18 protein-coding genes are annotated in these 21,023 nt (G+C 56.4%); 3 read left to right on the top strand and 15 right to left on the bottom strand.

Annotation, left to right across the window (positions count from 1 at the left end):
• Nucleotides 1-140: 140 nt before the first annotated feature.
• The 6 genes from ACR3E2_RS12785 to hslU form a co-directional block, all read right to left on the bottom strand.
• Nucleotides 141-1,034 carry an NAD-dependent epimerase/dehydratase family protein gene (locus ACR3E2_RS12785; protein WP_480482568.1) on the bottom strand — a complete coding sequence of 298 codons (894 nt, stop codon included), beginning with the start codon at nucleotides 1,032-1,034 and terminating at the stop codon, nucleotides 141-143.
• Nucleotides 1,034-2,071: a GDP-mannose 4,6-dehydratase gene (gene gmd, locus ACR3E2_RS12780; protein ID WP_480482570.1), complete on the bottom strand. Its 1,038-nt coding sequence runs from the start codon at nucleotides 2,069-2,071 to the stop codon at nucleotides 1,034-1,036. Before gmd ends, ACR3E2_RS12785 begins: the two co-directional genes overlap by 1 nt.
• A gap of 240 nt (nucleotides 2,072-2,311) precedes the next feature.
• The gene (locus ACR3E2_RS12775) at nucleotides 2,312-3,799 is read right to left on the bottom strand and encodes a glycosyltransferase family 4 protein (protein WP_480482572.1); all 1,488 of its coding nucleotides are present in this window, start codon (nucleotides 3,797-3,799) and stop codon (nucleotides 2,312-2,314) included.
• 342 nt (nucleotides 3,800-4,141) lie between these two features.
• Entirely contained in the window at nucleotides 4,142-5,422 is a 1,281-nt protein-coding gene (locus tag ACR3E2_RS12770) for a glycosyltransferase family 4 protein (protein WP_480482574.1), read from the bottom strand.
• Between the two features lie 53 nt (nucleotides 5,423-5,475).
• Nucleotides 5,476-6,894, bottom strand: a complete 1,419-nt coding sequence (locus ACR3E2_RS12765; protein ID WP_480482576.1) for a mannose-1-phosphate guanylyltransferase/mannose-6-phosphate isomerase — start codon at nucleotides 6,892-6,894, stop codon at nucleotides 5,476-5,478.
• 262 nt (nucleotides 6,895-7,156) lie between these two features.
• On the bottom strand, nucleotides 7,157-8,464 hold the full coding sequence (gene hslU, locus ACR3E2_RS12760) for an ATP-dependent protease ATPase subunit HslU (RefSeq protein WP_480482578.1): 1,308 nt from the start codon (nucleotides 8,462-8,464) through the stop codon (nucleotides 7,157-7,159).
• Between the two features lie 200 nt (nucleotides 8,465-8,664).
• On the opposite strand from hslU, the gene ACR3E2_RS12755 reads away from it, so the two are divergent.
• Both ACR3E2_RS12755 and ACR3E2_RS12750 read left to right on the top strand, forming a co-directional pair.
• Complete coding sequence (locus ACR3E2_RS12755; RefSeq protein WP_480492781.1) at nucleotides 8,665-9,063, top strand: DM13 domain-containing protein; 399 nt, start codon at nucleotides 8,665-8,667, stop codon at nucleotides 9,061-9,063.
• Nucleotides 9,064-9,167: 104 nt separating this feature from the next.
• Complete coding sequence (locus tag ACR3E2_RS12750; RefSeq protein ID WP_480482582.1) at nucleotides 9,168-10,409, top strand: MFS transporter; 1,242 nt, start codon at nucleotides 9,168-9,170, stop codon at nucleotides 10,407-10,409.
• Here the strand turns inward: ACR3E2_RS12750 and hslV are convergent.
• Complete coding sequence (gene hslV / locus ACR3E2_RS12745) at nucleotides 10,401-10,958, bottom strand: ATP-dependent protease subunit HslV (protein ID WP_480482584.1); 558 nt, start codon at nucleotides 10,956-10,958, stop codon at nucleotides 10,401-10,403. The two genes, ACR3E2_RS12750 and hslV, sit on opposite strands and share 9 nt — an antisense overlap.
• Before the next feature lie 197 nt (nucleotides 10,959-11,155).
• Here hslV and ACR3E2_RS12740 point away from each other — a divergent pair, with 197 nt between their 5' ends.
• Entirely contained in the window at nucleotides 11,156-11,350 is a 195-nt protein-coding gene (locus ACR3E2_RS12740; protein WP_209505251.1) for a DUF1127 domain-containing protein, read from the top strand.
• Nucleotides 11,351-11,412: 62 nt separating this feature from the next.
• Here the strand turns inward: ACR3E2_RS12740 and ACR3E2_RS12735 are convergent, their stop codons facing one another.
• From ACR3E2_RS12735 to tsaE, 8 genes are all read right to left on the bottom strand, one after another.
• Complete coding sequence (locus ACR3E2_RS12735; RefSeq protein ID WP_480482586.1) at nucleotides 11,413-11,775, bottom strand: Lin0512 family protein; 363 nt, start codon at nucleotides 11,773-11,775, stop codon at nucleotides 11,413-11,415.
• Nucleotides 11,772-12,122: a Lin0512 family protein gene (locus tag ACR3E2_RS12730; RefSeq protein WP_209598521.1), complete on the bottom strand. Its 351-nt coding sequence runs from the start codon at nucleotides 12,120-12,122 to the stop codon at nucleotides 11,772-11,774. The genes ACR3E2_RS12735 and ACR3E2_RS12730 overlap by 4 nt, the downstream gene beginning before the upstream one ends.
• Before the next feature lie 73 nt (nucleotides 12,123-12,195).
• The gene (gene trxA / locus ACR3E2_RS12725; RefSeq protein ID WP_209505247.1) at nucleotides 12,196-12,516 is read right to left on the bottom strand and encodes a thioredoxin; all 321 of its coding nucleotides are present in this window, start codon (nucleotides 12,514-12,516) and stop codon (nucleotides 12,196-12,198) included.
• A 60-nt stretch (nucleotides 12,517-12,576) separates the two neighbouring features.
• Nucleotides 12,577-15,936, bottom strand: a complete 3,360-nt coding sequence (gene addA / locus ACR3E2_RS12720) for a double-strand break repair helicase AddA (RefSeq protein WP_480482589.1) — start codon at nucleotides 15,934-15,936, stop codon at nucleotides 12,577-12,579.
• Nucleotides 15,933-18,857 (bottom strand): double-strand break repair protein AddB, encoded by a 2,925-nt coding sequence (gene addB, locus ACR3E2_RS12715; RefSeq protein ID WP_480482591.1) that lies wholly within the window; start codon nucleotides 18,855-18,857, stop codon nucleotides 15,933-15,935. Before addB ends, addA begins: the two co-directional genes overlap by 4 nt.
• On the bottom strand, nucleotides 18,850-19,536 hold the full coding sequence (locus tag ACR3E2_RS12710; protein ID WP_480482593.1) for a nucleotidyltransferase family protein: 687 nt from the start codon (nucleotides 19,534-19,536) through the stop codon (nucleotides 18,850-18,852). The genes addB and ACR3E2_RS12710 overlap by 8 nt, the downstream gene beginning before the upstream one ends.
• Nucleotides 19,533-20,537: an aminoglycoside phosphotransferase family protein gene (locus tag ACR3E2_RS12705; protein ID WP_480482595.1), complete on the bottom strand. Its 1,005-nt coding sequence runs from the start codon at nucleotides 20,535-20,537 to the stop codon at nucleotides 19,533-19,535. Before ACR3E2_RS12705 ends, ACR3E2_RS12710 begins: the two co-directional genes overlap by 4 nt.
• Nucleotides 20,534-21,007 (bottom strand): tRNA (adenosine(37)-N6)-threonylcarbamoyltransferase complex ATPase subunit type 1 TsaE, encoded by a 474-nt coding sequence (gene tsaE, locus ACR3E2_RS12700; protein ID WP_480482597.1) that lies wholly within the window; start codon nucleotides 21,005-21,007, stop codon nucleotides 20,534-20,536. The genes ACR3E2_RS12705 and tsaE overlap by 4 nt, the downstream gene beginning before the upstream one ends.
• Between the last annotated feature and the right edge of the window lie 16 nt (nucleotides 21,008-21,023).

The raw sequence follows: 21,023 nt of genomic DNA, 5'->3' as shown, positions 1-21,023 counted from the left end.
GCCATAAACGGTGATGTGAATCAGAGATCCAATCACCTTTTCCTGCAGTTCATATACAATCCAGTTGGCGATGGTATCCGGATGCTACGGCCGATTGTTCTGCCAAGAACCTCTGGCGGCGGCAATCGAGATGCTTCAGGTCACTCCTTCAGCATCCATTTCAGCGTCTCTTCCAGAGTGTGACGGATGCCGATCGGGATCAGGTTTTCCAGAAGTGTGGGATCGCCCATCAGAACCTTGATTTCTTGTGCACGCATAAAGGCAGGATTAGACACCACCTCGATCTCATGGCCGGTTATGGTTCGGCACATGTCCAGAATCTCTGCCAGCGCGGTTGCTTTACCGGAGCAGATATTCACGGTTTCACCTTCGGGCGCGTTTTCCAGAAGCAACCTGTATACTCGCGCAACATCGCGTACATCGGAAAAGTCCCGCGCGACATCCAGGTTTCCCAATTCTATCTGTGGCTGCTTACGCCGGAAATGAGAAACGATCTTGGGAACAAGAAACTTGGGGTCCTGGCCAAGACCGGTATAATTGAATGGTCGGGCAATAACGACAGGAAGACGGTCGTTATACAGCCGGGCCATGTGCTCCATTGCAAGTTTTGAAACCGCGTAATCGTTAACAGGTGCCGGGGGGGTAGATTCCCCTATGGATGGCACGGCGGCGTTACCATAGATATTCGCGCTACTGGCCAGAACGACGGCTTTGCGGCCATGTCCGGTGTTGGCAAGCGCTTCTAGTAAGCACCGCGTCCCCATCAGATTGACCTGATAAAAGCTCTCGGCGGTTCCGTGTGCCACAAATGCGACCCCTGCCAAATGCAGCACCGCGTCCGGAGCGACATGGGTAATGACCTGCTCTAGACCCGATGAATCTGTCAAATCTGCTTCCAGATATTGGGAATCAGGCTTGGGGGCCGGATTTGTTCCGGTGCCCCAAACGTCCCACCCTGCTTCTGCAAGCTCTATTGCGGCATAGTGTCCGGTAAAGCCATAGCGTCCGGTAATCAGAACTCGGGGTGCCGGCATCAAAAGGACACACCCTTTTCGTTACGTGCAAGATCCGCCTCAACCATCATCTGGCAGAGTTCCTCCAAAGATGTTGTCGCCTCCCAACCAAGCTCTTGTTTTGCCTTGCTCGCGTCGCCAATCAGCAAATCCACTTCAGCAGGGCGATAGAATTTGGGGCTAATCCTCACAAGAACACGGCTGCCTTCGGCGTCCACCGCCACTTCTTTCTCACCTTCACCTTCAAAACGCAGCTCGATACCCGCGCTCTTGAAAGCCATGGAGACAAAATCCCGCACTGTCTCGGTGCGACCGGTCGCCAGTACAAATGTATCGGGTTCATCAGCTTGCAGCATACGCCACATGCCATCCACGTAATCCCGGGCAAACCCCCAATCGCGCTTTGCGTCAAGATTGCCCAGCTCAAGGCAATCAAGTTGACCCAGTTTGATTTTGGCAACCGCGTCAGTGATTTTGCGTGTTACGAACTCCAACCCTCGCAAAGGGCTTTCGTGGTTGAACAGAATACCTGAGCTGCCGAATATATCGTAGCTTTCTCGATAATTGATGGTCATCCAATGCGCGTATAGTTTGGCAACACCGTAGGGGCTGCGCGGCCAGAACGGAGTCGTCTCGCGCTGCGGTACTTCCTGAACCTTGCCGAACATTTCGGAAGTGGAAGCCTGGTAGAACCGGATTTTGGGGTTCACTATTCTGATAGCTTCCAGCAAATAAAGTGCGCCAACGCCGGTGATCTGTGCGGTTGTGTGCGGTTGTTCAAACGAGACGCCCACAAAGCTTTGAGCCGCCAAGTTATAGATCTCATCCGGTTCCACCTTCTGAATAAGCCGGATCATTGTCCCCATGTCAGTCAGGTCGAGTTCCGACAGATCCAGATTGGGATGGTTACGAATACCAAGCTCTTCAATGCGCCAGAAATTCGTGGAAACAACCCGACGGAAGGTCCCCACGACGTTATAACCCTTGTTCAGCAACAGCTGAGCGAGATAGGCACCATCCTGTCCTGTGATACCTGTGACGATAGCAGTTTTTGTCACTCTTAATCCCTTTCTGTTTTGTCTTTTGCCTGTCGGAAAATCCTGGCCGACATGAGCAGTGCTTTTTTGTCAACTTAGTAGTGTGTGCAAGACCGCTTTAGTATTATTTCACGCGCAAGGGCTACAAAACTGGCCAATTCAAAGCTCTGTATTGGAATTGAAACCTGCGAACCCAAGCTTAGAACCAAGAGCGCGGACTTTCTGATGAAAGATTGGGCCTGCGATAAGTCGTGAAAGACGTCAATATGCATCGGTTTTTTTGGGTGCGTACATTGCCCGCCCCATATCCCGAGCCACATCTGACCAACTGCGCAGTGGCGCGGTTTTGATTTTTTCTTCCAGTTCTGAACGGTGGGCAGCGTTATTGAGCCTTAAGACGGCCTCGCCGATGCTTTGGACGCTCATTGCATCACAATATTCAACAAGATCCATTCCTACTTCGACGAGCGAGCTATTCTGGGCGACTACGGCCGTTTTTCCGTAGGCCAACGCCTCGCCCACGGGCAGGCCCCATCCCTCGTAAACACTCGGCATCAGCACGAACTGGCAGTTCTTGTAAAGGACGCCAAGCTCCTCATCTGTTGGTCCGTCAACCATGCTTACATAGCCGTATATATCGCCTGTCCCCTCCAATAGGTTATCGAACTCGTCTGTAAGCCAGCCTTTGCGGCCGGCAAACACAAGCTTAGGCAGATCAACATGGCCCTGATCAACAAGGTACTTCCACGCCATCGCGGTGCGCCAGATATTCTTGCGTGGTTCGACCGTACCAACACAAAGCGCATAAGGCTCACCAATAATTTTCCGCAGGTGGACACTTAGCTGGCTGGCGTCTTCAAGATGGGGGAAAGCGTCGAACGAAATCCGCGAAGACACGGGCCCTTGTTTCTGGGCATTCTCGTCTTCGAGCCCAATCTTGGACAACCCCGCCTGCGCCAAGGGAACAGCGGTCGCATTTCTCTGGATATCGTGTGCTTGAAAAAAGCGTAAAAGATCCTGCCGGGTCGCCTCAGAGATTGTCATGTAGCGGCTTGTGTACTCCCGACTGTCTAAAAGCCAGTCATAAAATACATAAGGCATGCTTCCAGCTGTAAACTGTGGTGCCACGATAGGGATCAGATCGTACACCAGCGAATGTACTTCCATCCCACTCGCTTTCGCCTTTTTGAACGCCTGAGTGTGGCGCGCCAGCCAACTGCTGTCCAGAAGCACAAGATGGTCACCTTCTATTGCCACATCGAACAAAGGTTGCTCGGTTCGGCGAGACCCCGAGGTTTCGACTGGTGCTTTCTTCCGCCGGGCCGCGCGCCACATCTCTGATGACATGTCCTTTTTTCGAAATACGGACTCTCTTCTGAGAAAGCTCATCACATCCAATTTGGTGCGGTGGAAGAAATACTTTGCAGGGCGGTTCCGGTACCCGTCCAACATTGGAAGATTTGAGCGCGCGGATTTCCAAGGATAGAAAATCTGCCGCAGCTTAGCTGGCGACGTAAGGGTTTCTCGACCCATTTCCTCCAGAAGCAAACAGCGCTGAACACCGGAGTTTGCATCGCACCAACAAAGGTAAACAAGCTTTGGATCGCTTAGTTTAGAAAACTCTGAGATCAACTCAACAACAACACGCTGAATGCCCGAGTAGCGATCAACTTTTTTGATATAGTCGATTAGTCCTGAGATATCGAAGAATACTTTTTTGCCATCTTGGTTAAACGTAGGGGCGTTCATAGCTTACTCTCCATGCAGTCTGCCAGATGAAGTGGTCTCATCTTCTTGGATTGTTTCGCAGTAATACCGAAGTGTACTGATTTTAAGGGCTTTTGCGACTAACTCGACTTCATGAGCAAGTAATCGCGCTTTTCTGGAAAATTGAGGTTCACACAACAGAAGGGCTGACTCTTGACGGCGAGTGTGGCGTCTGCCTGACAGAATGCCGAGTAATGCGGAGACCTGCGCGCAGCGCCGAGGTCGATTGGACCAAAACCACGTGACATTTTAGAGGGGAATTGCCAGGCATGACAGTCCTTTCAAAGTTTATGGGCTCTATTGCCGGGATGGGTAACGGTCCCGTTAGTCCAGTCTTTGCAATACCGCTCGCACGTCCGCTGCAACGTTCGACCAAGCGCGAAGCTGCGGTTTATGCGCAGCAATGCGTGCGCGAAGGTTCTGAGCGAACTCCGGATCTGTCAGCAGCCTTGTGATATGGTTTGCAAGTTGATCAGGCCGATCTGGATCGAAATAGACACCAAGATCTCCGCACACTTCTTTCAGAACCGCCGCAGTAGAGCAAAGCGCTGGTGTACCGAACCACAAGGCTTCACCGGCGGGTAAACCCCAGCCCTCCATTCGGCTAGGCATGACAAGTGCCAAAGCATTCTTGTACAGGTTTACAAGGTCTGTCTGATTGGGGTTCTCGCGGAAGACCACGTGCTCACGGATCGTTGTGCATTCGTCTGATTGCAGATAGGTGCTTGTTTTGTGACGCAACGCCCCTGCCAGAACCAAAGTGGGTACGTCTTTCCCGTCACGCTTCAGAATGCGCAATGCTTCGAATACGACATCCAGGTTCTTGCGGCCCAGCATCGATCCAACTGTCATGATATATGGATTATCCGGAATATCTTGCTCGGATTGCTCGGTTCCCTCGGGGCATTCATGAACCAAGGGGACTGCGTAGACCTCTGGCGCTTCCGGCAGAACACCTTTTTCGGAGAAGTCCAGAACTTCCTGTCGCGTAAATTCGGAGTTTGTTAACAGCGCCTTGGCGCGGGAAACCAGCAGTTGGTTATCCCCTATGAAGTTGCGCGGGAAACTTGCCAGCTGGTGTTCAAAATCGTGCATGGGGATCATGTCATGCAGCAATGGAATGATATCGCAAGACACCCCTTTACGATCCAGAGTGCACAGGATTTCAACGATCAACTTGGGCCGCCCACAACTCACCAACGTCTTTCCAGACATGTCGATGGGCGTCATGTCTGGGGCTATCGCCTCCCAGGCTTTGCGGTTTCTGCGCCCGACCAGCGGTCTGACGGCCGCCAGCACCAGATCCCTCATAATTGACTTGGTGTAGTGGTGACTGCGCACGCGCAATTGCCGGATACCGATTGGAACGTTCAGGTCAACGCCACCATCTGCTCGTATGGTTGGGAATACTTCTAGAAGTTCATTATGACCCTGCGAGAAAACGGCGAATCTGACGGACGCGTCCTGTTTTCTGAGCTCAGCGCCAATCTCGGCAACGACCCTGGCGATCCCGTAATAACGCAGCTTACCGGTCGAGGCTAAAAGCACCTCGGTCAGGTCATAGACAACCTGCCGCTTCTTGGCTGCATTGAGATCGTTTTCCATTTCCGTTTTCCTTCGGCCACCCGGTCAGTCTAAAGCGGTTATCCAACCGTGTCCTAGACCCTGGAATAGACGTCCTCATAGCGGATGATGTCATCTTCGCCCAGATAGCTTCCGGTCTGCACTTCGATCAGCACCATTGGAACCTTGCCTGGGTTTTCCATGCGATGCACAGCGCCAAGCGGAATGTATACGGACTGGTTTTCAGTGACCAGCTTGACGTCGTCATCGACGGTCACCTTCGCGGTTCCCTCAACAACAATCCAGTGTTCGGACCGGTGGTGATGGCTTTGTAGCGATAGTGCTGCGCCGGGGTGTACATGAATACGCTTGACCTGAAAACGTCCGCCAACCACCAGGCTTTCAAACCAACCCCACGGGCGGAAATCCTTGGGAAAAATGGTGGCCTGGCTTGCGCCCTTGACTTTGAGCGCCTCGACAGCCTTCTTCACGTCTTGCGCACGGGATTTGTCCGCCACCAAAACCGCGTCGGATGTAGCCACAGCGATTATGTCCTTCAGGCCGATGCCGACCACTTCCAAATTACCCGCCTCAGAACGCAAAAGCGTGTCATTACAGTCTATTGAGGTCGCATTACCTGTGGCCACAACTCCGTTGTCATCCGGTCCCGCCTCACGCCAAACCGAACCCCAGTCACCCAGGTCAGACCAGCCAGCAGAAAATGGAACAACGCTCAGGTTGTCGGCCTTTTCCATCACCGCATAGTCGATCGAGATATCTTCGGCCTGCTTCCAGGCCTCTGGGTCCAGCCGTAGAAAACCCAAATCCGTTTTGGCAGCTTCGCAAGCGGCCCGGACCGGAGCCATCAGTGTCGGGGCGTGGGTTTCAAAAGCGGCGATGACGTCACAGGCCCTGAAAAGAAAAATGCCACCATTCCACAGATGCTTGCCGTCGGCCAGCATCGCAGAGGCGGTTTCAACATCTGGTTTCTCGACAAAGCTGTCGAGTTTGACAGGAGCGGTGCCCTCCGGTGCTCCAGCCAGTTTAAGATAGCCATAGCCGGTCTCGGGCCGATCCGGTGTTATCCCAAAGGTTACCAACTGCCCGGCTTGGGCTGCTGGAATACCTGCAGCCACGGCTGCACGAAAGGCGTCAGCATCAGGTACAACATGGTCGGAGGGCTGAACCAGCAATAGGGCTTCGGGGTCGGACTTTGCCACATGGAGGGCTGCCGCCAGAACCGCCGGCGCGGTGTTGCGCCCCTCAGGTTCAATCAGAATCGTGCCTGGATCAATGCCAGCCGCCTGCAATTGTTCAGTCACGATAAACCGGAAATCAGATCCGGTCACCACTACTGGTGCATCATAGTCCGACCCTGACACGCGCCGGGCCGAGGATTGAAACAGGGTCTCGTCCCCGGTGATCGCTGTAAACTGCTTGGGATAGGATTTCCGGGACAGCGGCCAAAGACGGGTGCCAGAACCACCGCAAAGAAGAACAGGAGTGATGGACACGATCAGATAACCTTTGCCAATAAATGCAAGTGCCTAGTGTCAACTTAAGGGCGCAATTTCAAGGTTGTTCCACTACCACTGGGTACGTTTTGGCGAAAAAACGCTAAACACCTGCCCCCTGAGACCGCATTGTCCAGGCATTTCGGCCTCAATTTCCCAGTTGAGGTTCGATCGCCACGTGCCTCCAACGTGGCGTGCCTCAGACAAACCGCCACGCTTCCAGTTGGCAAAAGGGAAAAGCGGCAGTATCGGATCCGAATTGCTACAAGACATACCGGCTCAGGTCTGCTGATTTGGTCAATTCACCCAGATTGTCGTCCACGAATTGTGCGTCGACAGTTATTTCTGTTCCGGCCTGGTCTGGTGCAGTGAATGACAGCTCTTCGAAGACCCGCTCCATGACGGTATAAAGTCGCCGCGCACCAATGTTTTCAATGCTCTGGTTCACCTCGGCTGCGATCCGTGCCAAGGCGGCAATACCGTCTTCGGTAAACCCAACAGTGACCTCTTCGGTGGCCATAAGGGCCGTATACTGACGGGTCAGTGCGTTGTCGGTTTCGGTCAGGATGCGCACGAAATCTTCTTCGGTCAGCGCGCGCAGCTCTACCCGGATGGGCAGACGGCCCTGCAACTCGGGCAGGAGGTCTGACGGTTTGGCGATATGGAACGCACCGGATGCGATGAACAGGATGTGGTCGGTTTTCACCGGACCGTGTTTTGTCGAGACGGTTGTGCCTTCGATCAGGGGCAGCAGGTCGCGCTGCACACCTTCGCGACTTACATCACCACCACGTGCTTCTGTGCGGGCGCAGACCTTGTCAATCTCGTCCAGAAAAACGATGCCATTCTGCTCCACCGATTCCAATGCGGTGCGGGTGACCGTCTCATCGTCCAGCAGCTTGTCGGCCTCTTCCCCAATCAGCACGTCATAGCTTTCGGCGACAGTAAGACGTTTCCTGACAGTGCGCCCGGCAAACGCCTTACCGAAGATATCGCCCAGATTCATCATCCCCATCTGACCGCCAGGCTGTCCCGGAATATCGAACATCGGCATTGGGTTTGAACTGTCCGCGACGTCCAGTTCAATGACCGTCTCATCCAGCTCACCCGACTTGAGCTTTTTGCGGAACATCTCTCGTGTGCCTTCACGGGCATCCGTACCAGCGATGGCGTCAATCACGCGGTCTTCGGCGGCCTGATAGGCTTTGGCCTTGACATCTTCGCGCATGAATTCCCGAGTTTGCAGAATGGCGGCATCGGCCAGATCGCGGATGATCTGTTCCACGTCGCGACCGACATAGCCAACCTCGGTGAACTTCGTGGCTTCGACCTTGATAAAGGGTGCGCGCGCAAGCTTGGCCAGACGGCGGCTGATCTCGGTTTTGCCGACACCGGTGGGGCCGATCATCAGGATGTTCTTTGGATACACCTCTTCGCGAATATCGTCCGGCAACTGCTTGCGGCGCCAGCGGTTGCGCAGTGCAACGGCCACGGCGCGCTTGGCATCCTTTTGCCCGATAATGAAACGATCCAGTTCCGAGACAATCTCGCGCGGGGTCAGGTCGGTCATATGTGTTCTATCCGTTTGTTTCGCACCGGAACCTAATCATAAGCTGCGAAAACACAAGCTGATCACAAAAAACTCACGCCAACACACGAACCGAACACGGAAATTCGAGGTGATGTTAATCGCCACACAGATATTTGCTGCGCATAGTCTGCGTCAACGGGCAAAGTCGCCCGCACTTATCTAATGGAGAACGTAAAATGATGACTCGTCGTTCACTTTTTCTGAACGCGGCTGCCACTGGCGCGGCTCTGACTCTGGTCGGCACCAATGCGGCTTTGGCCGGGGGTGACAAGAAAAAGGGTCATTTCGAGGGGCGCTCGAAGCACGAAACCAGCGGCTCGGTCAAAGTAAAAAAGGATGGCGATCGTTATATCGTTGAATTAGGCAACGACTTTTCGTTGGACGGTGGCCCCGACCCGCGTGTGGCATTCGGTAAGGATGGCGAATACGACCCGTCATCTAAGCTGGGTGCACTGCTGAATTTGAAAGGCAAGCAATCTTATGCGGTGCCTCCAACTATGGACATCTCGGGCTACAACGAAGTTTACATCTGGTGTGAGGTCGCTGGCGTCCCGCTGGGTGTTGCGTCGCTAAAATAATCTGAACGACAGAGGCCGGATCATCCGGCCTCTAATCCGTCGTTAGCTGACACGGCGCATATCTGCTACACTCGCCCCAAAGCATTTGAGCACGGGGCGAGTGTATGACGAAAATTGCCAAGATCACCCTGCTGTTCGTGGTGTTCGTGGACCTGATCGGACAAGGTCTGGTCTTTCCCATCATCAATTCGCTGATCATGGAAACGAGCTCCGGTTTCCTGCCGGAAAGCACGCCTGTCGGCCGCAGGCATTTTTATTATGGTCTGGTGATCGGATGCTTTTTCCTGTCGTGGTTTCTGGGCGTTGTTTATGTCTCGAAAGTGTCTGACTCGATTGGGCGAAAGAATGCATTGCTGGTCTGCCTTGGGGGGGCGCTGGCCGGATATGCGTTGACCATTGTGGCGCTTTATCTCAATAACCTGCTTCTGCTGATCGTTGGCCGTTCGATTACCGGGTTCACTGCGGGTAATCAGCCCATCGCGCAGGCGGCGATGATCGATGGCAGCACCGACGCGTCTGACCGGGACCGAAACATGGGCTACATCGTGACAGGTGTTAGCTTTGGCCTTGTCGGCGGGCCGATCATAGGCGCGGTTTTGTCGGATTCGGCGTTATTCGGCGGCTTTGCCACGTTGAAAACCCCGTTCTATGGCGCGTTCGTGTTGGTTCTGGTGGCGATATTTCTGGTGCTGCTCTTTTTCAAGGACACCCGAACCAGGCGCGAGCCCTTTGTGTTTCGCCCCCGTGATATTACCGACAGCCTGATCGCAGTTGGCGAACACCCACTGGTTCTGAAAATCCTGCCGGTTTATTCGTTTTTCATGATCGCCAATGTCACATTCTACGTGTTTGTCGACAATTTCCTGACCAGCGCATTCGGGTATGGGGTCATCGGGGGCAGCGTGGCGATGGTGGTCATCGGTGTGGCGCTGGCCTTTTCCAGCACGTTCCTGGTGAAGCCTGCCCAGGAAAGGTTCAGCAAACACGCGATCATTTACACGTCGCTTGTGGTGATGGTCATTTGCGGGTTTGCCTTTGCCTTCAGCCCAAGCGGTGTATTCAGCTATGTCCCCGTGTTTTTCTTCTATTTCCTGTTCGGCATCGCCTATCCAACGCTGTTGGGCCTGTTCTCCTCAAGCGTGAGCGAGGCGGATCAGGGCTGGGCCATGGGCGTGGCCACCGCCGTGTTCTGTCTTGCGGGGGGGATCATGTCATTGATCGGTGGCGGGTTGATGAGCATCGATATCCGCGTGCCCTATTACATCGTGATCGTTGCAGCGATCCTGGGGCTGGTCGGCATGCACCGCCGATGGAAAGGCAAAGAGATCAAGGCGCTTTTAGCCTGAGATCGTCTCAACCGTCAGGTTGCCATTGGTGTAGACGCAGATATCTGCTGCGATGGCCATGGATTGCCGGGCGATGTCTTCTGCGGATTTGTCGCTGTCCATCATGGCACGCGCGGCGGCCAGAGCGAAATTGCCTCCCGAACCGATGGCCGCCACATTATGTTCGGGTTCCAGAACGTCCCCTGCCCCGGTGATGACCAGCAGATCCCTGCCGTCTGTCACGATCAGCATCGCCTCAAGCTTTTGCAGATACTTGTCGGTGCGCCAGTCCTTGGCGAGTTCAACCGAGGCGCGGGCCAGTTGACCGGGCGTAGCCTCAAGCTTGGCTTCGAGCCTTTCCAGCAATGTGAAGGCATCCGCTGTCGATCCGGCAAAACCTGCCACGACCTCGAACCCTCCGGGAGACAGGCGGCGCACCTTGCGCGCAGTGCCCTTGATCACCGTCTGACCCAGACTCACCTGACCGTCGCCGGCAATGACGACATGACCGTCCTTCTTGACGCCAATAATCGTTGTGCCGTGCCAACCGGGAAAGTCGCTATCTGCCATGATCGTCTCCGCTTTTGCTGGCGGTATATATGGGCCGGACCGGTTGTTGGCGCAACCCATTGCCAAACTGCCCAAAAGATATGCAAAAAATGCAAATCGGGGTTACCGGACCAGCAATTGTGAGTCCGGCCAAGCGGTACTAGATGAGGCTCACAACCGACGACGGGTCGGCTGTTTCTTCAATAAGGACTGCGCACATGGCAACTACAGCTAATATTCATGCGCCGCTCGGAGCAGCTACCATCCTGCACGTGGCGGACGTTTTCATCAATGCATTCGACAATGTTGTCGCATGGAATGAAGCCCGTAAAACACGGAACCTTCTGTCGGAACTCAGCGACACGCAGCTGGACGATATCGGTCTGAGCCGCGCGGATATCGCTAAAATCTGATCCAACCGACAGATCGTCAAACCGAACCAGCCGCCCGGATTTCCGAGCGGCTTTTTCGTTGCTCAGCCCTGGGCGTATTTCCCGGCAAGATCGGGTAAAAAGGCCTCGACCGCGGCAGTTGCAATGACGTGCAGAGTGCCAGCTTCTTCATCGGCGATATCCATACCACCTTTAACCGCGCGAACCTCGGCCCGGCCTCGCGGCAAGTCGACAGCAACCAACTCGCAATTCACCTGTTCCGGATTCTGAACGCCGATTGTCACGCGCACGCGCATTTCGTTGTGATCGATCCCCAGTTTTGAAAACAGCGTGATGGATGAATGATGCAGCGCGTCCTGAACCGCGCGGCGGGCTGCTTTGGTATAATCCTGACCATAAAGGTCATTGCCAGTGCCCATTTCCAGTATGATCCGCTTTTCACTCATTGCGTCGGTTCCATGTCGAAAGAAACGATCAGTGCAGCGTTGGCGATGACCGTGTGGCCGTCACCATGCGGTTTTTCGATGTCCAGCCCACCCTTTGTGACGGTAATGTTGGGCTGGCCATAAGGGAAAACGGCTTTGAGGGCGTCGGTATCCACTTGATCCGGCTGCTGCACGCCGATTTCGGCATCGATGATCATCGCCTCTTTCGGGAAACCAAACAGTTCGGCCATATTGACCGAGTTGTGCCACAGTGCGTCCCTGATCGCCCGTAGCGACGCTTCGGTATAGTCCATTCGGCGCAGGGATGTGCCCATCCCGAATTCTACAAGAACGCGCGTTTTCGCCATTGGTTTCCCCGCCGATTCAACAAAAAAGGCGCCCCGATCTGAGACGCCTTTCGAACAATTCGTTATCGCCAGATCAGATGGATTCGTCGATCCAGCTTTGCAGCGCGGCTTTGGGGGCAGCGCCTGCGCGGTTCGATACAACCTGACCGTCCTTGAAGATGAACAGCGCCGGAATGCCGCGCACGCCCATGGCGGCGGCAGAGTTCGGGTTGTTGTCCACGTCCACCTTAGCGATCTTGACCTTGCCGCCATATTCGGCGGCCAGCTCTTCCAGTGCCGGACCGATCTGCTTACAGGGTCCGCACCATTCGGCCCAGAAATCCACTACAACTGGAACGTCCGAGTTCTTGACTTCGGCGTCAAAGGTTTCGTCGGTGACGGCTACGGTCGACATATTATGTCTCCTGAATGAAATGCGCTTGGGTTGTGAAGGTAGGGGCGGCAGTAGGTAAGGTCAAGATATCTGGGTGCAGCCCAGGGCATCCGTCACAAGATCGTGTGGCAGCCACATAAGATTTGCCGTTCTTGTCCAAAGGATTGCGGTGCGTATCTTATGGTTTGGATAGATCTGCGACAGGGCCTGCGCATACGCGCCCATTTGGCGAAGCAACCCTTCGGGGCAATCTTCGACCCGGTTCGGAACGGTGGCATTTGATTTGAAATCAATTACATGGACTTCGGTGTCTGTCACGATCAGGCGGTCGACAATCCCATACATTCGCTGCCCGTTCAGGTCGGCAGTAACAGGTATTTCGGCCAATGTGTCCGGCGTGAAAATGTGTCGCAGGCTTTCGGATGTCAGCACGCCTGTGACTTCGGTCAGCAATGCGTTCTGATCCTCGTGCCTCATGTCGGGCAGCAGGCGGGCACAAAGCTCTGGCCAGTGGTTCTGCGTGACTTTGGGCAGATGCTCAAGCAGCAGGTGCACGCGGGTTCCGCGCAGTTTGGCAGCGTCTTCATCCAGACCAGCGTCACCCGGCAACGCCTTGGCACCACCCAGATCCGAAGGGCTGATAGAGGCCGCCGGTACAACTGGTTCTGGTGCGGGGTGCAGGAACATGTCGGGCAGTTCTGCATGTTTGGCCGATGCGTGTGACTGCTCGACCAATGGCAACCCATCCCAGTCGCCATGGGACAGCCGACGTTTATCTGAACCAGGCAGTTGCGTTGCCCCGGCCTTTTCCATCGCCGCTTCGACCATCTGGTACCAGCTGTCGCCATCTTTACCCAAATCACCTGCCGCTGACACGATCAGCCACTTTTCAGCCCTTGTTAGAGCCACATAAAGTAAGCGAAGCCGTTCATTTTCCTCGCGGGTGCGCGCCTCTGTCCGGGCGCGAGTGATCAGGTTCGGCGATTGGTCTGCCGAAACCTTCCACAGGGGTGTCCCGTCTGCCACCATGATTTCGGCGTCGCGTGGCGGCTGGCGTTTGCCGGTATCAGGCAGAATGACGATCGGAGCCTCCAACCCCTTCGAGCCGTGCACCGTCATCACCCGGATCATATTTCCGACCCCGCTTATCTGTCGTTTGATTTCCAGATCGTCGGTCTGCATCCAGACCAGAAATCCAGTCAGGCTGGGGATATCCGTCCGCTCGTAGGCCAACGCCTGCGATAGCAGGGCATTGATACCGTCCTCAGCCTCGGGTCCCAGTCGGCCCAACAGGTTTCGTCGCCCGTCGTGTCGGGTCAGAATGCGTTCAATCAGGTCATAGGGGCGCAGAAAGTCGATTTGACTGCGCAGATCGTTCAGCACGGCCAGGGTTTCGGGGAAATCGTCGGCGCGCCTGCGCAAAGCAGCCCACAGGAATTGCTCCTCCCGCCGATGGGCAAGATCGAAAAGCTGCTGCTCGGACCATCCGAACAGAGGGGATTTCAGAACTGTCGCCAGCGACAGGCTGTCTTCGGGCGTCGCCAGAAAGCTAAGCAACGCAGCCAGATCCTTGACCGCAAGTTCGGCACCCACTTTCAGCCGGTCCGCCCCGGCGATGGGAAGCCCGGCAACCTTGCAGGCGCGGATGATCTCGGCGAACAGGTCAGACCGGCGTTGCACCAGGATCAGAAAATCACCGGGCTGAACTTTGCGTCGAACAAACTGGCCCTGTGTCCCCCCGTCTTCAGGGATCGTTTCGCCGTCATCGATCATTTTCTTGATCGATGCAGCAACCCGTTCGGCCAGAATAACGGTATGATGCCGCGATCCGGGCCGGTCCACCGGATCGGTCCAATCCCCTTCTTCCGCGTCCTCGACTTTCTCGACGATGGGCCAAAGATCAACCCGACCGGGCAAATCGGATTTGAAGGCGCGGTGCTGACTTTCCTTCTGAAATCCTGCATCGGCGCGGTTTTCAAAAAGCGTGTCGACCAGAGACAAGATCGCGCTGGAGGATCGGAATGAATATTCCAGCGTCGAATCCCACAGTTTAGAGCCTGATTCAGAGAGTTTCCGGTCAAACTCTTCCTGCATACGGTCAAAGGCTTGCGGGTCGGCGCCCTGAAAGGAATAGATCGATTGTTTTTTATCGCCGACAACAAAGATAGTGCGCTCGACCCCTGATCGGGCCCCTTCCCCGCTGGTGAATTCCTGAGCCAGTTTTTCCACCACATCCCATTGATCGGGGCTGGTGTCCTGCGCTTCGTCGACAAGAATGTGGTCGATACCCCCGTCCAGACGGTACAGCACCCATTCGGCCACCGCCGGGTCATTCAGAACCTGACGTGCGCGCAGGATTAGATCGTCGAAATCCAGCCACCCCCGCAACTGCTTGCAGCGCTCATATTCCGGTAGGAATGCAGCGGCAAAGCGGTGCAAAACGGCGGTTTTCTGGGCAGCAACCAGCGCCAGTCGGCGTTCACGCGCAGCTTCGACCCGCAGCATGAGAGCTTCGAGTTGAGGCATCCGGTCAGTCAGCGCACCTTCGCGAAGGGGTTTGGTGGGAAAGCCGTTGGTCTTGGCGGTAAACGGTTCTTTTGCGCCTTTTCCGGTCAGCAGCACGTCTTCCAGCATGGGCAAGTGAGCCAATCGTGCGTCGGTGAACCCTGCCAGCCTTGCCGCAGCCTTGGCATTATTGCCGCCACTTTCGAGCAATACGGGCAGCATTGATTGGATCAGCTGGACCTCACCACCCTGAAAAACGCTTTGGAACAACGCATTATCGTCGAAATGCGAGGGCAGTTCGAAGCGTTGCAGAAGATCAGACCAATCCAGTTGCTGCGCGAACAGGTTGCGTTTCTGGGTGATCGCCGCAGTCAGCTTGTCAAAGCCTGTATCGGTGACAAACCGGGCCACGTCTTCGATCAGCCCGGCCTGCGGGCCTTCTGCAAAATCTTCAACAATTTCTTCCCTTAGCAAAGCTGCCGCACGGTCTTCCATTTCCGAAAACTGCGGGCTGACCCCGGCCTCGAGCGGGAAACGACGCAGCAACGAGGCGCAGAAAGAGTGAATTGTCTGAATCTTCAAGCCACCCGGCGTCTCAATGGCGCGGGCAAACAGGGTGCGCGCTTGGGCCAATCGATCTGAATCGATGGTGCCAGTCACGCCCAATTCGGCCAGGTCCTTTTGCAGCCTGGCATCTTCCAGCATGGCCCATTTGCCAAGACGGTCAAACAACCGGTTCTGCATCTCGCTGGCAGCGGCTTTGGTATAGGTCAGGCAAAGAATGTGCTGCGGTTGGACGCCACCCAGCAGCAGGCGCGCCACCCGATCGGTCAGAACCCGTGTCTTTCCAGACCCCGCATTGGCGGCCAGCCAGGTCGAGGCATCTGGTCGCGCGGCCTGCACCTGCCGTTCGGTTGCTTCGTTGCGCGCGCTCATGTCAAATCCTCGGGGCGCGTTTCGGCTGTCCGGTCCCACTCGCCGAACCTGGCCAGATGATCATAGTCACCGATATCCGTATCCTTGTGTAGCATTCGGCGGGACGAATACCCCTGATCAGATTCTAAATAAGCCGAAATCAGCTCTTTCAGCTCGGCTAGAACCTTGTCGGCGGGTTCTTTCAGCAGCGGCGCGGGCACCTCTTTATAGGCACCACCCATCCCGATGAAGATCGCCTCTGCCACCGCCATCGGGTCAAGCCCTTCGATACCGCCCTGCTCGGCCATTGCGGCCTCGATCAGCAATTGCTTGTCGAATTTGGACTGCTGGCTTTCTGTCGGAGGCGCGCCGGTTTTATAGTCGATGATCCGCAAGGCCCCCCGGCTGTTGTGATCGATCCGGTCGGCGCGCCCTGTTATGGTGAAGTCCAGCGGGTTCAGCACCAGCTTCATCGCCGCTTCAAAGGCCACTGGCCCGCCATCACCCCGGCGCGAAAGTTCGGCGCTGATAAAGTCGTCTGCGATCCGTTCCAGTCGCGCAAGCCACAGGTGCCGCGCCGTGGGCCAGGCGACATGCTGCTCCAGCAATGCGTGCGCGCGCTTCAGGAAATTCTCACGCGTCAGCAAGGCGTTGTCGAGCACGCTATCCTTGACGAAATGTTCGAGGATTTCGTGGATTACGATCCCCCGCAGCAACGCGTCGGGTGCCTGGACAAGCGGGTCGAGAGGTTTCAAACGCAGCACATGCTTGGCATAGATGGCATAAGGATCGCGAATTAGCCGCTTGATTTCCGTTACTGACAGGTGACGTGGACGCGCGGCAACTGGCGGGCGCGGGGATGGGCGTTGCGCGGGGTCAATGCGCGGCGCGTCTTCCAGAGCGTCGGACCAATTCAGCCAGTTTTGGCCACGGGCGCGCATTTCGGCCAGCGCTTGGGGGCCACCCTGCTCAGGCAGGCCTTGCAACAGGTTTGTCAGCCGGTTCACCCAACGGGACGGCACCGTTTCCGCATCGTCCGAGCGGGTTGCGCGGGTTAGCCAGACCTCGGGCGCGCTGATGGCCTGTTGAAAATCATGCGCCGACAGGCCAATCCGCCGTTCGGGCAGCAACAACCCCGCTTTGTCACGCATCTGCCGGTTCAGCCAGGGGTCAGGAGCCGGAGCTTCTGGCCAACTGCCTTCGTTCAATCCGCCAAGGATCAACAGGTCCGCACCTTGTACCCGCGCTTCGAGTGTGCCCCAGATCATGATATGCGGATGTGGCGCGTCGCGGTCGCGGACCTCTTCCCCTGCAAGCAACGCGCCCAGAAGATCGGCAAAATCATGGGCTGTCATCGGCCCGCCATGTTGCGCCTCATCCCTGAGGGAATTCAGCACTGCCAGTGCCTTTTGACCCGCGTTCTTGTCCCACAACGTGCCGGTTTCACCTGCACTGCCAGCCGAGATCGCCTCGGCCAGTGTTGTGACCTGATCTACCCAGTCGGAAAGCGCCAACTCGCCACCGATCTGTTGATCGCAGAAGTGGTGAACAACCCATTGAACCCAGGCCTCGGGGGCTTCTTTGCGTACTGCAAATGCGGTGAGGCTGGTGCCATCCGGAAATGGCGGGCCATTGCGGCGCAGGTCCAGTTCCAGATCACGCGTGTGCAGCAAATGGTTACCGCGTTCACTGCCGTCATGGCACAAAGGGTGTTTTAGCAAGGTAAGCAGCGCCTCGCCCTCCAGACGGCGCGTGAACAGACCAGCCACATGTCGCAGAAACCGGCCCGGAGGAGAGAGTTGCAGCGGCAAACCGGCGCTGTCATCCGCCAGAATGTTCCACCGATCCAGCGCGGCGCTGACCTGACGGGTCAACATGCGATCGGGCGTGATCAGGGCGGCGGTCTGACCGGTTTCAGCAGCCTTTCGCAGGCGCAGGGCAATGGCCAAAGCCTCGTCCCGCGGTGATTGCGCCTCGACCAGTGTCAGGTCTTTGGTTGCGCCGAGTAGATCAGCCAGTTTCGGGCCTTCGCTCATCCAGGCATTGGTGATCGGGGCCGGGCGCAAAGCCAGGGAAACCAGACGGTTACGGGCAGGCGAGGGGGCGTTCAGGTCTGTCCAGGGGGTGATCTGGCCGGGTGACAGGCCCAGCCCGTGCATCAGCTTGCGAAACCGGTATTGCGGATGATCTTCCGAAGTCAACGCATCATCCAACCCTTCCCAAACGCGATCCGGCTGGTCGAAATCGTATCCGGGCAGTACCAGCGCCCCTTGCGGCAAGCGCGCGACGGCGTCCATCAGCATCAGCGTGGTGCCGCGCGAACCGGTCGACCCGGCCAGTATAACCGGATGCAGGGGGGGATCGGTTTGCCAGCGGGCGATCAGGTTTTCGACCACGCGGCGTTGGCGGGCCTGCGCGTCCATCACCTGCGAGCCCGTGTCAATGAAATGATCTGCGATACCAATAAAGGTCTGAGCCCGCGCCCAATGGCCGGACATGTCGCTGACATCCAGCCCCCGGATTGTGTCCGGCGACACACCTTCACCCTGCATTTCGTCAATCAGCGCCGCCAGACTGTCGGACAGGTCAAAAACCGACGACCGCGCGGCCAGATCCGGTTGTTGTTCCAACAATTTGGCGACCAGCTGTGTCAACTCCAGACGCCGCCGAAGGGGCGGAATGGCAGGTGGAATATGCGCCAGATCAGCACTGTCCCCCAGATCGGTAACCAGAGAGATGCGGGGCAGCAGGCAAGGCGGCCCCTGATTGAACAGGTCACGTACGCGCCGTTCCATACGCCGCGTGTTCAACACCAGTTCCACCCGCGCCATAGCTTCGGGCGGGCCTGAACAACGCCGCCTCAGGCCGTCGACCAACGCCTTGGGGAAATCCGTACCGGGCGGGACGGCGAAGACGCGGGGCAGGGGTCCGGGGTCAAACATCTGCCAGCAAATCCTCGGCCAGAGCGATCCCATCGGGGTGACCCACATCACACCAGCGACCGGGATACTCGATGCCGAACAAACGCCCCTGATCCTGCATCTGGTTCCAAAGCAGGTTCAACGAAAACGCTGGCTGCGAGAAGGCGTGCAACCCTTGTGTCTTGAGAATCTGTGCACCCCCGTAAACCAATCCGGGTCCACGCGTGATCCGCCCCAACCGATCAGCGGTAAAATCACCCGGCCCGTTGTGACCAATGGCCTGCGCAGTCGGAACACACATCAAAAGCGCATCCATGCGGGACGGGTCCCATGCGTTTTGCAGCAGTTTCAATGGATTTGGGCCGGACCAGATTGCATCGGTATTCAGGGTGAACACAGGGTCGGTGCCCAGCAATGGCAGGGCTGCGCGCAACCCGCCGCCGGTTTCCAGGATATCCGGCTCCTCCCGCGATATCAGAATGCCTTTAGGCCCGAGATGCGCGTCGAGCTGATCGGCGTGGTAATGCACGTTTGCCACTGTGCGAACAGGGCCAAGGTTGTCGACAAGGTCCAGCGCATGGTCGATCAGGGGGCACCCGGACACTTCGATCAGCGGTTTGGGTCGGTCCTTGGTCAACGCGCCCATACGGGTGCCAAACCCGGCGGCAAACAACATTACGGCAAAGGGCGATCCGGTCATTGCGGCCACAGCCTGGCCAAATTCTGAGGTGTTGGTCGGGGCAGAGCGTCGTGCAACAGCGAGGCCACCGAAACAAGGGCAGGGTGTTCCAGATCCCGCATGAGGTGCGACCAGACCGCCGGGATCATGTCCAGATATTGCGGCTTGCCGTAATCGGTTGCCAGCCGCGAAAAACCGCCAAGGATGCGAAGATTTCGCTGCGCGCCCAATACGCTGTACGCGGTCCGAAACTCGTGATCATCCATACCTGACCCTGCAATATAGCGGTTGATCATCTGCATTTCTGTCCCGACCGAAACATCGCGGCGAATGTCCTGAAGCAAGGACACCAGATCATAGGCGGGGTGCCCCAGCATGGCCAATTGGAAATCCAGCAATCCGACGCGCCTTATGCCGTCGCGCTCGGGCAGCCAAAGAAGGTTTTCCGCGTGATAGTCCCTTTGAATGACAACTTTGCCCCCAGAGGTTTCACGGTGCAGAATATCGGCAAACCGAAGTTCGAACCGGTCCAGAACGTCCTGATCAACATTGCCCTGAATTCCAGCGGCATATTTCGTAAGCGCCAGCGCCGCCAGGTCCGTCATCAGGGCCGGGTCGTAGGACGGTAGCGACAATAATGGGGCCTGATGCAGGTGAAGCAACACGTCTGTTGCGGCCTCGTACAAAAGGCGTTCTTTGGACGGGTCTTTTTTCAGAACACGTGCAAACAGATCATCACCCAGATCTTCCAGCAGCAGAAATCCATATTCAGCGTCTTCTGCGTAAATCTCGGGCGCACTCAGGCCAATCGAACGCAGATACTCAGCAACACGCACAAACGATTCGACGCTTTCGCCCTTGTCTGGTGGCGCATCCATCAGGACAGCCGTTCGCCCACTGACCGGATCGGTAACACGTTCGTACCGGCGGTTCGATGCGTCGCCGGCCAGTGGTGCACGCGTTGCCCCGGCCCAAGGAGTTTGTGCAATAAGGGCCTCTGCCAGGACTGTCCTGTTTGTCATCCTGCACTCTCCAGCTTTTTTACCCATTTCGGATCGGTCCATGACAAGGACACGTGGCGGGTATCTTCTGTGTCAGGGTTTGTTTCGAAGGCCAGCTTTAACGAAGCGGCAGGGGCTAGTGCGCCCAGCTTTTCCGGCCATTCCACAAGGCAGATTGCTGTGTCAAAGGCATCGACCAAACCCAGTTCATCCACTTCCTCTAACGCGTTCAGCCGATAAAGATCGCAGTGCCAGATCTCACCGGCAGGGGTGTCATAGGTCTGAACCAAAGTGAATGTGGGTGACGGCACATCTTCCGGTTCAGGCATAAGTGATTGAATGAGGCTGCGTGCGAAATGCGTCTTGCCGCTGCCGATTGCACCACTAAGCAACAGGACATCCCCATCACTGAGCGAATACCCGACACGGGTCGCAAAATCTGCGGTTTCATCGGGCGATCTGAAGGTCAGGGTTTGGGGGGGCGTCGTCATGGCGCCACAATGACGT

The sequence above is a fragment of the Ruegeria sp. AL7 genome (assembly GCF_056536105.1).
The sequence above is the reverse complement of the archived record's forward strand: the minus strand, read 5'-3'. Positions and strand labels throughout refer to the sequence as shown.

Bases quoted from the DNA above. Each gene is read 5' to 3' on its own strand.
- ACR3E2_RS12735 (WP_480482586.1), bottom strand. From the start codon at position 11,775: ATGAGTGAAAAGCGGATCATACTGGAAATGGGCACTGGCAATGACCTT.
- ACR3E2_RS12770 (WP_480482574.1), bottom strand. From the start codon at position 5,422: ATGGAAAACGATCTCAATGCAGCCAAGAAGCGGCAGGTTGTCTATGAC.
- addB (WP_480482591.1), bottom strand. From the start codon at position 18,857: ATGTTTGACCCCGGACCCCTGCCCCGCGTCTTCGCCGTCCCGCCCGGT.
- ACR3E2_RS12785 (WP_480482568.1), bottom strand. From the start codon at position 1,034: ATGCCGGCACCCCGAGTTCTGATTACCGGACGCTATGGCTTTACCGGA.
- hslV (WP_480482584.1), bottom strand. From the start codon at position 10,958: ATGGCAGATAGCGACTTTCCCGGTTGGCACGGCACAACGATTATTGGC.
- ACR3E2_RS12710 (WP_480482593.1), bottom strand. From the start codon at position 19,536: ATGACCGGATCGCCCTTTGCCGTAATGTTGTTTGCCGCCGGGTTTGGC.
- ACR3E2_RS12740 (WP_209505251.1), top strand. From the start codon at position 11,156: ATGGCAACTACAGCTAATATTCATGCGCCGCTCGGAGCAGCTACCATC.
- ACR3E2_RS12705 (WP_480482595.1), bottom strand. From the start codon at position 20,537: ATGACAAACAGGACAGTCCTGGCAGAGGCCCTTATTGCACAAACTCCT.
- ACR3E2_RS12730 (WP_209598521.1), bottom strand. From the start codon at position 12,122: ATGGCGAAAACGCGCGTTCTTGTAGAATTCGGGATGGGCACATCCCTG.
- addA (WP_480482589.1), bottom strand. From the start codon at position 15,936: ATGAGCGCGCGCAACGAAGCAACCGAACGGCAGGTGCAGGCCGCGCGA.
- ACR3E2_RS12755 (WP_480492781.1), top strand. From the start codon at position 8,665: ATGACTCGTCGTTCACTTTTTCTGAACGCGGCTGCCACTGGCGCGGCT.
- hslU (WP_480482578.1), bottom strand. From the start codon at position 8,464: ATGACCGACCTGACCCCGCGCGAGATTGTCTCGGAACTGGATCGTTTC.
- ACR3E2_RS12775 (WP_480482572.1), bottom strand. From the start codon at position 3,799: ATGAACGCCCCTACGTTTAACCAAGATGGCAAAAAAGTATTCTTCGAT.
- trxA (WP_209505247.1), bottom strand. From the start codon at position 12,516: ATGTCGACCGTAGCCGTCACCGACGAAACCTTTGACGCCGAAGTCAAG.
- ACR3E2_RS12750 (WP_480482582.1), top strand. From the start codon at position 9,168: ATGACGAAAATTGCCAAGATCACCCTGCTGTTCGTGGTGTTCGTGGAC.
- tsaE (WP_480482597.1), bottom strand. From the start codon at position 21,007: ATGACGACGCCCCCCCAAACCCTGACCTTCAGATCGCCCGATGAAACC.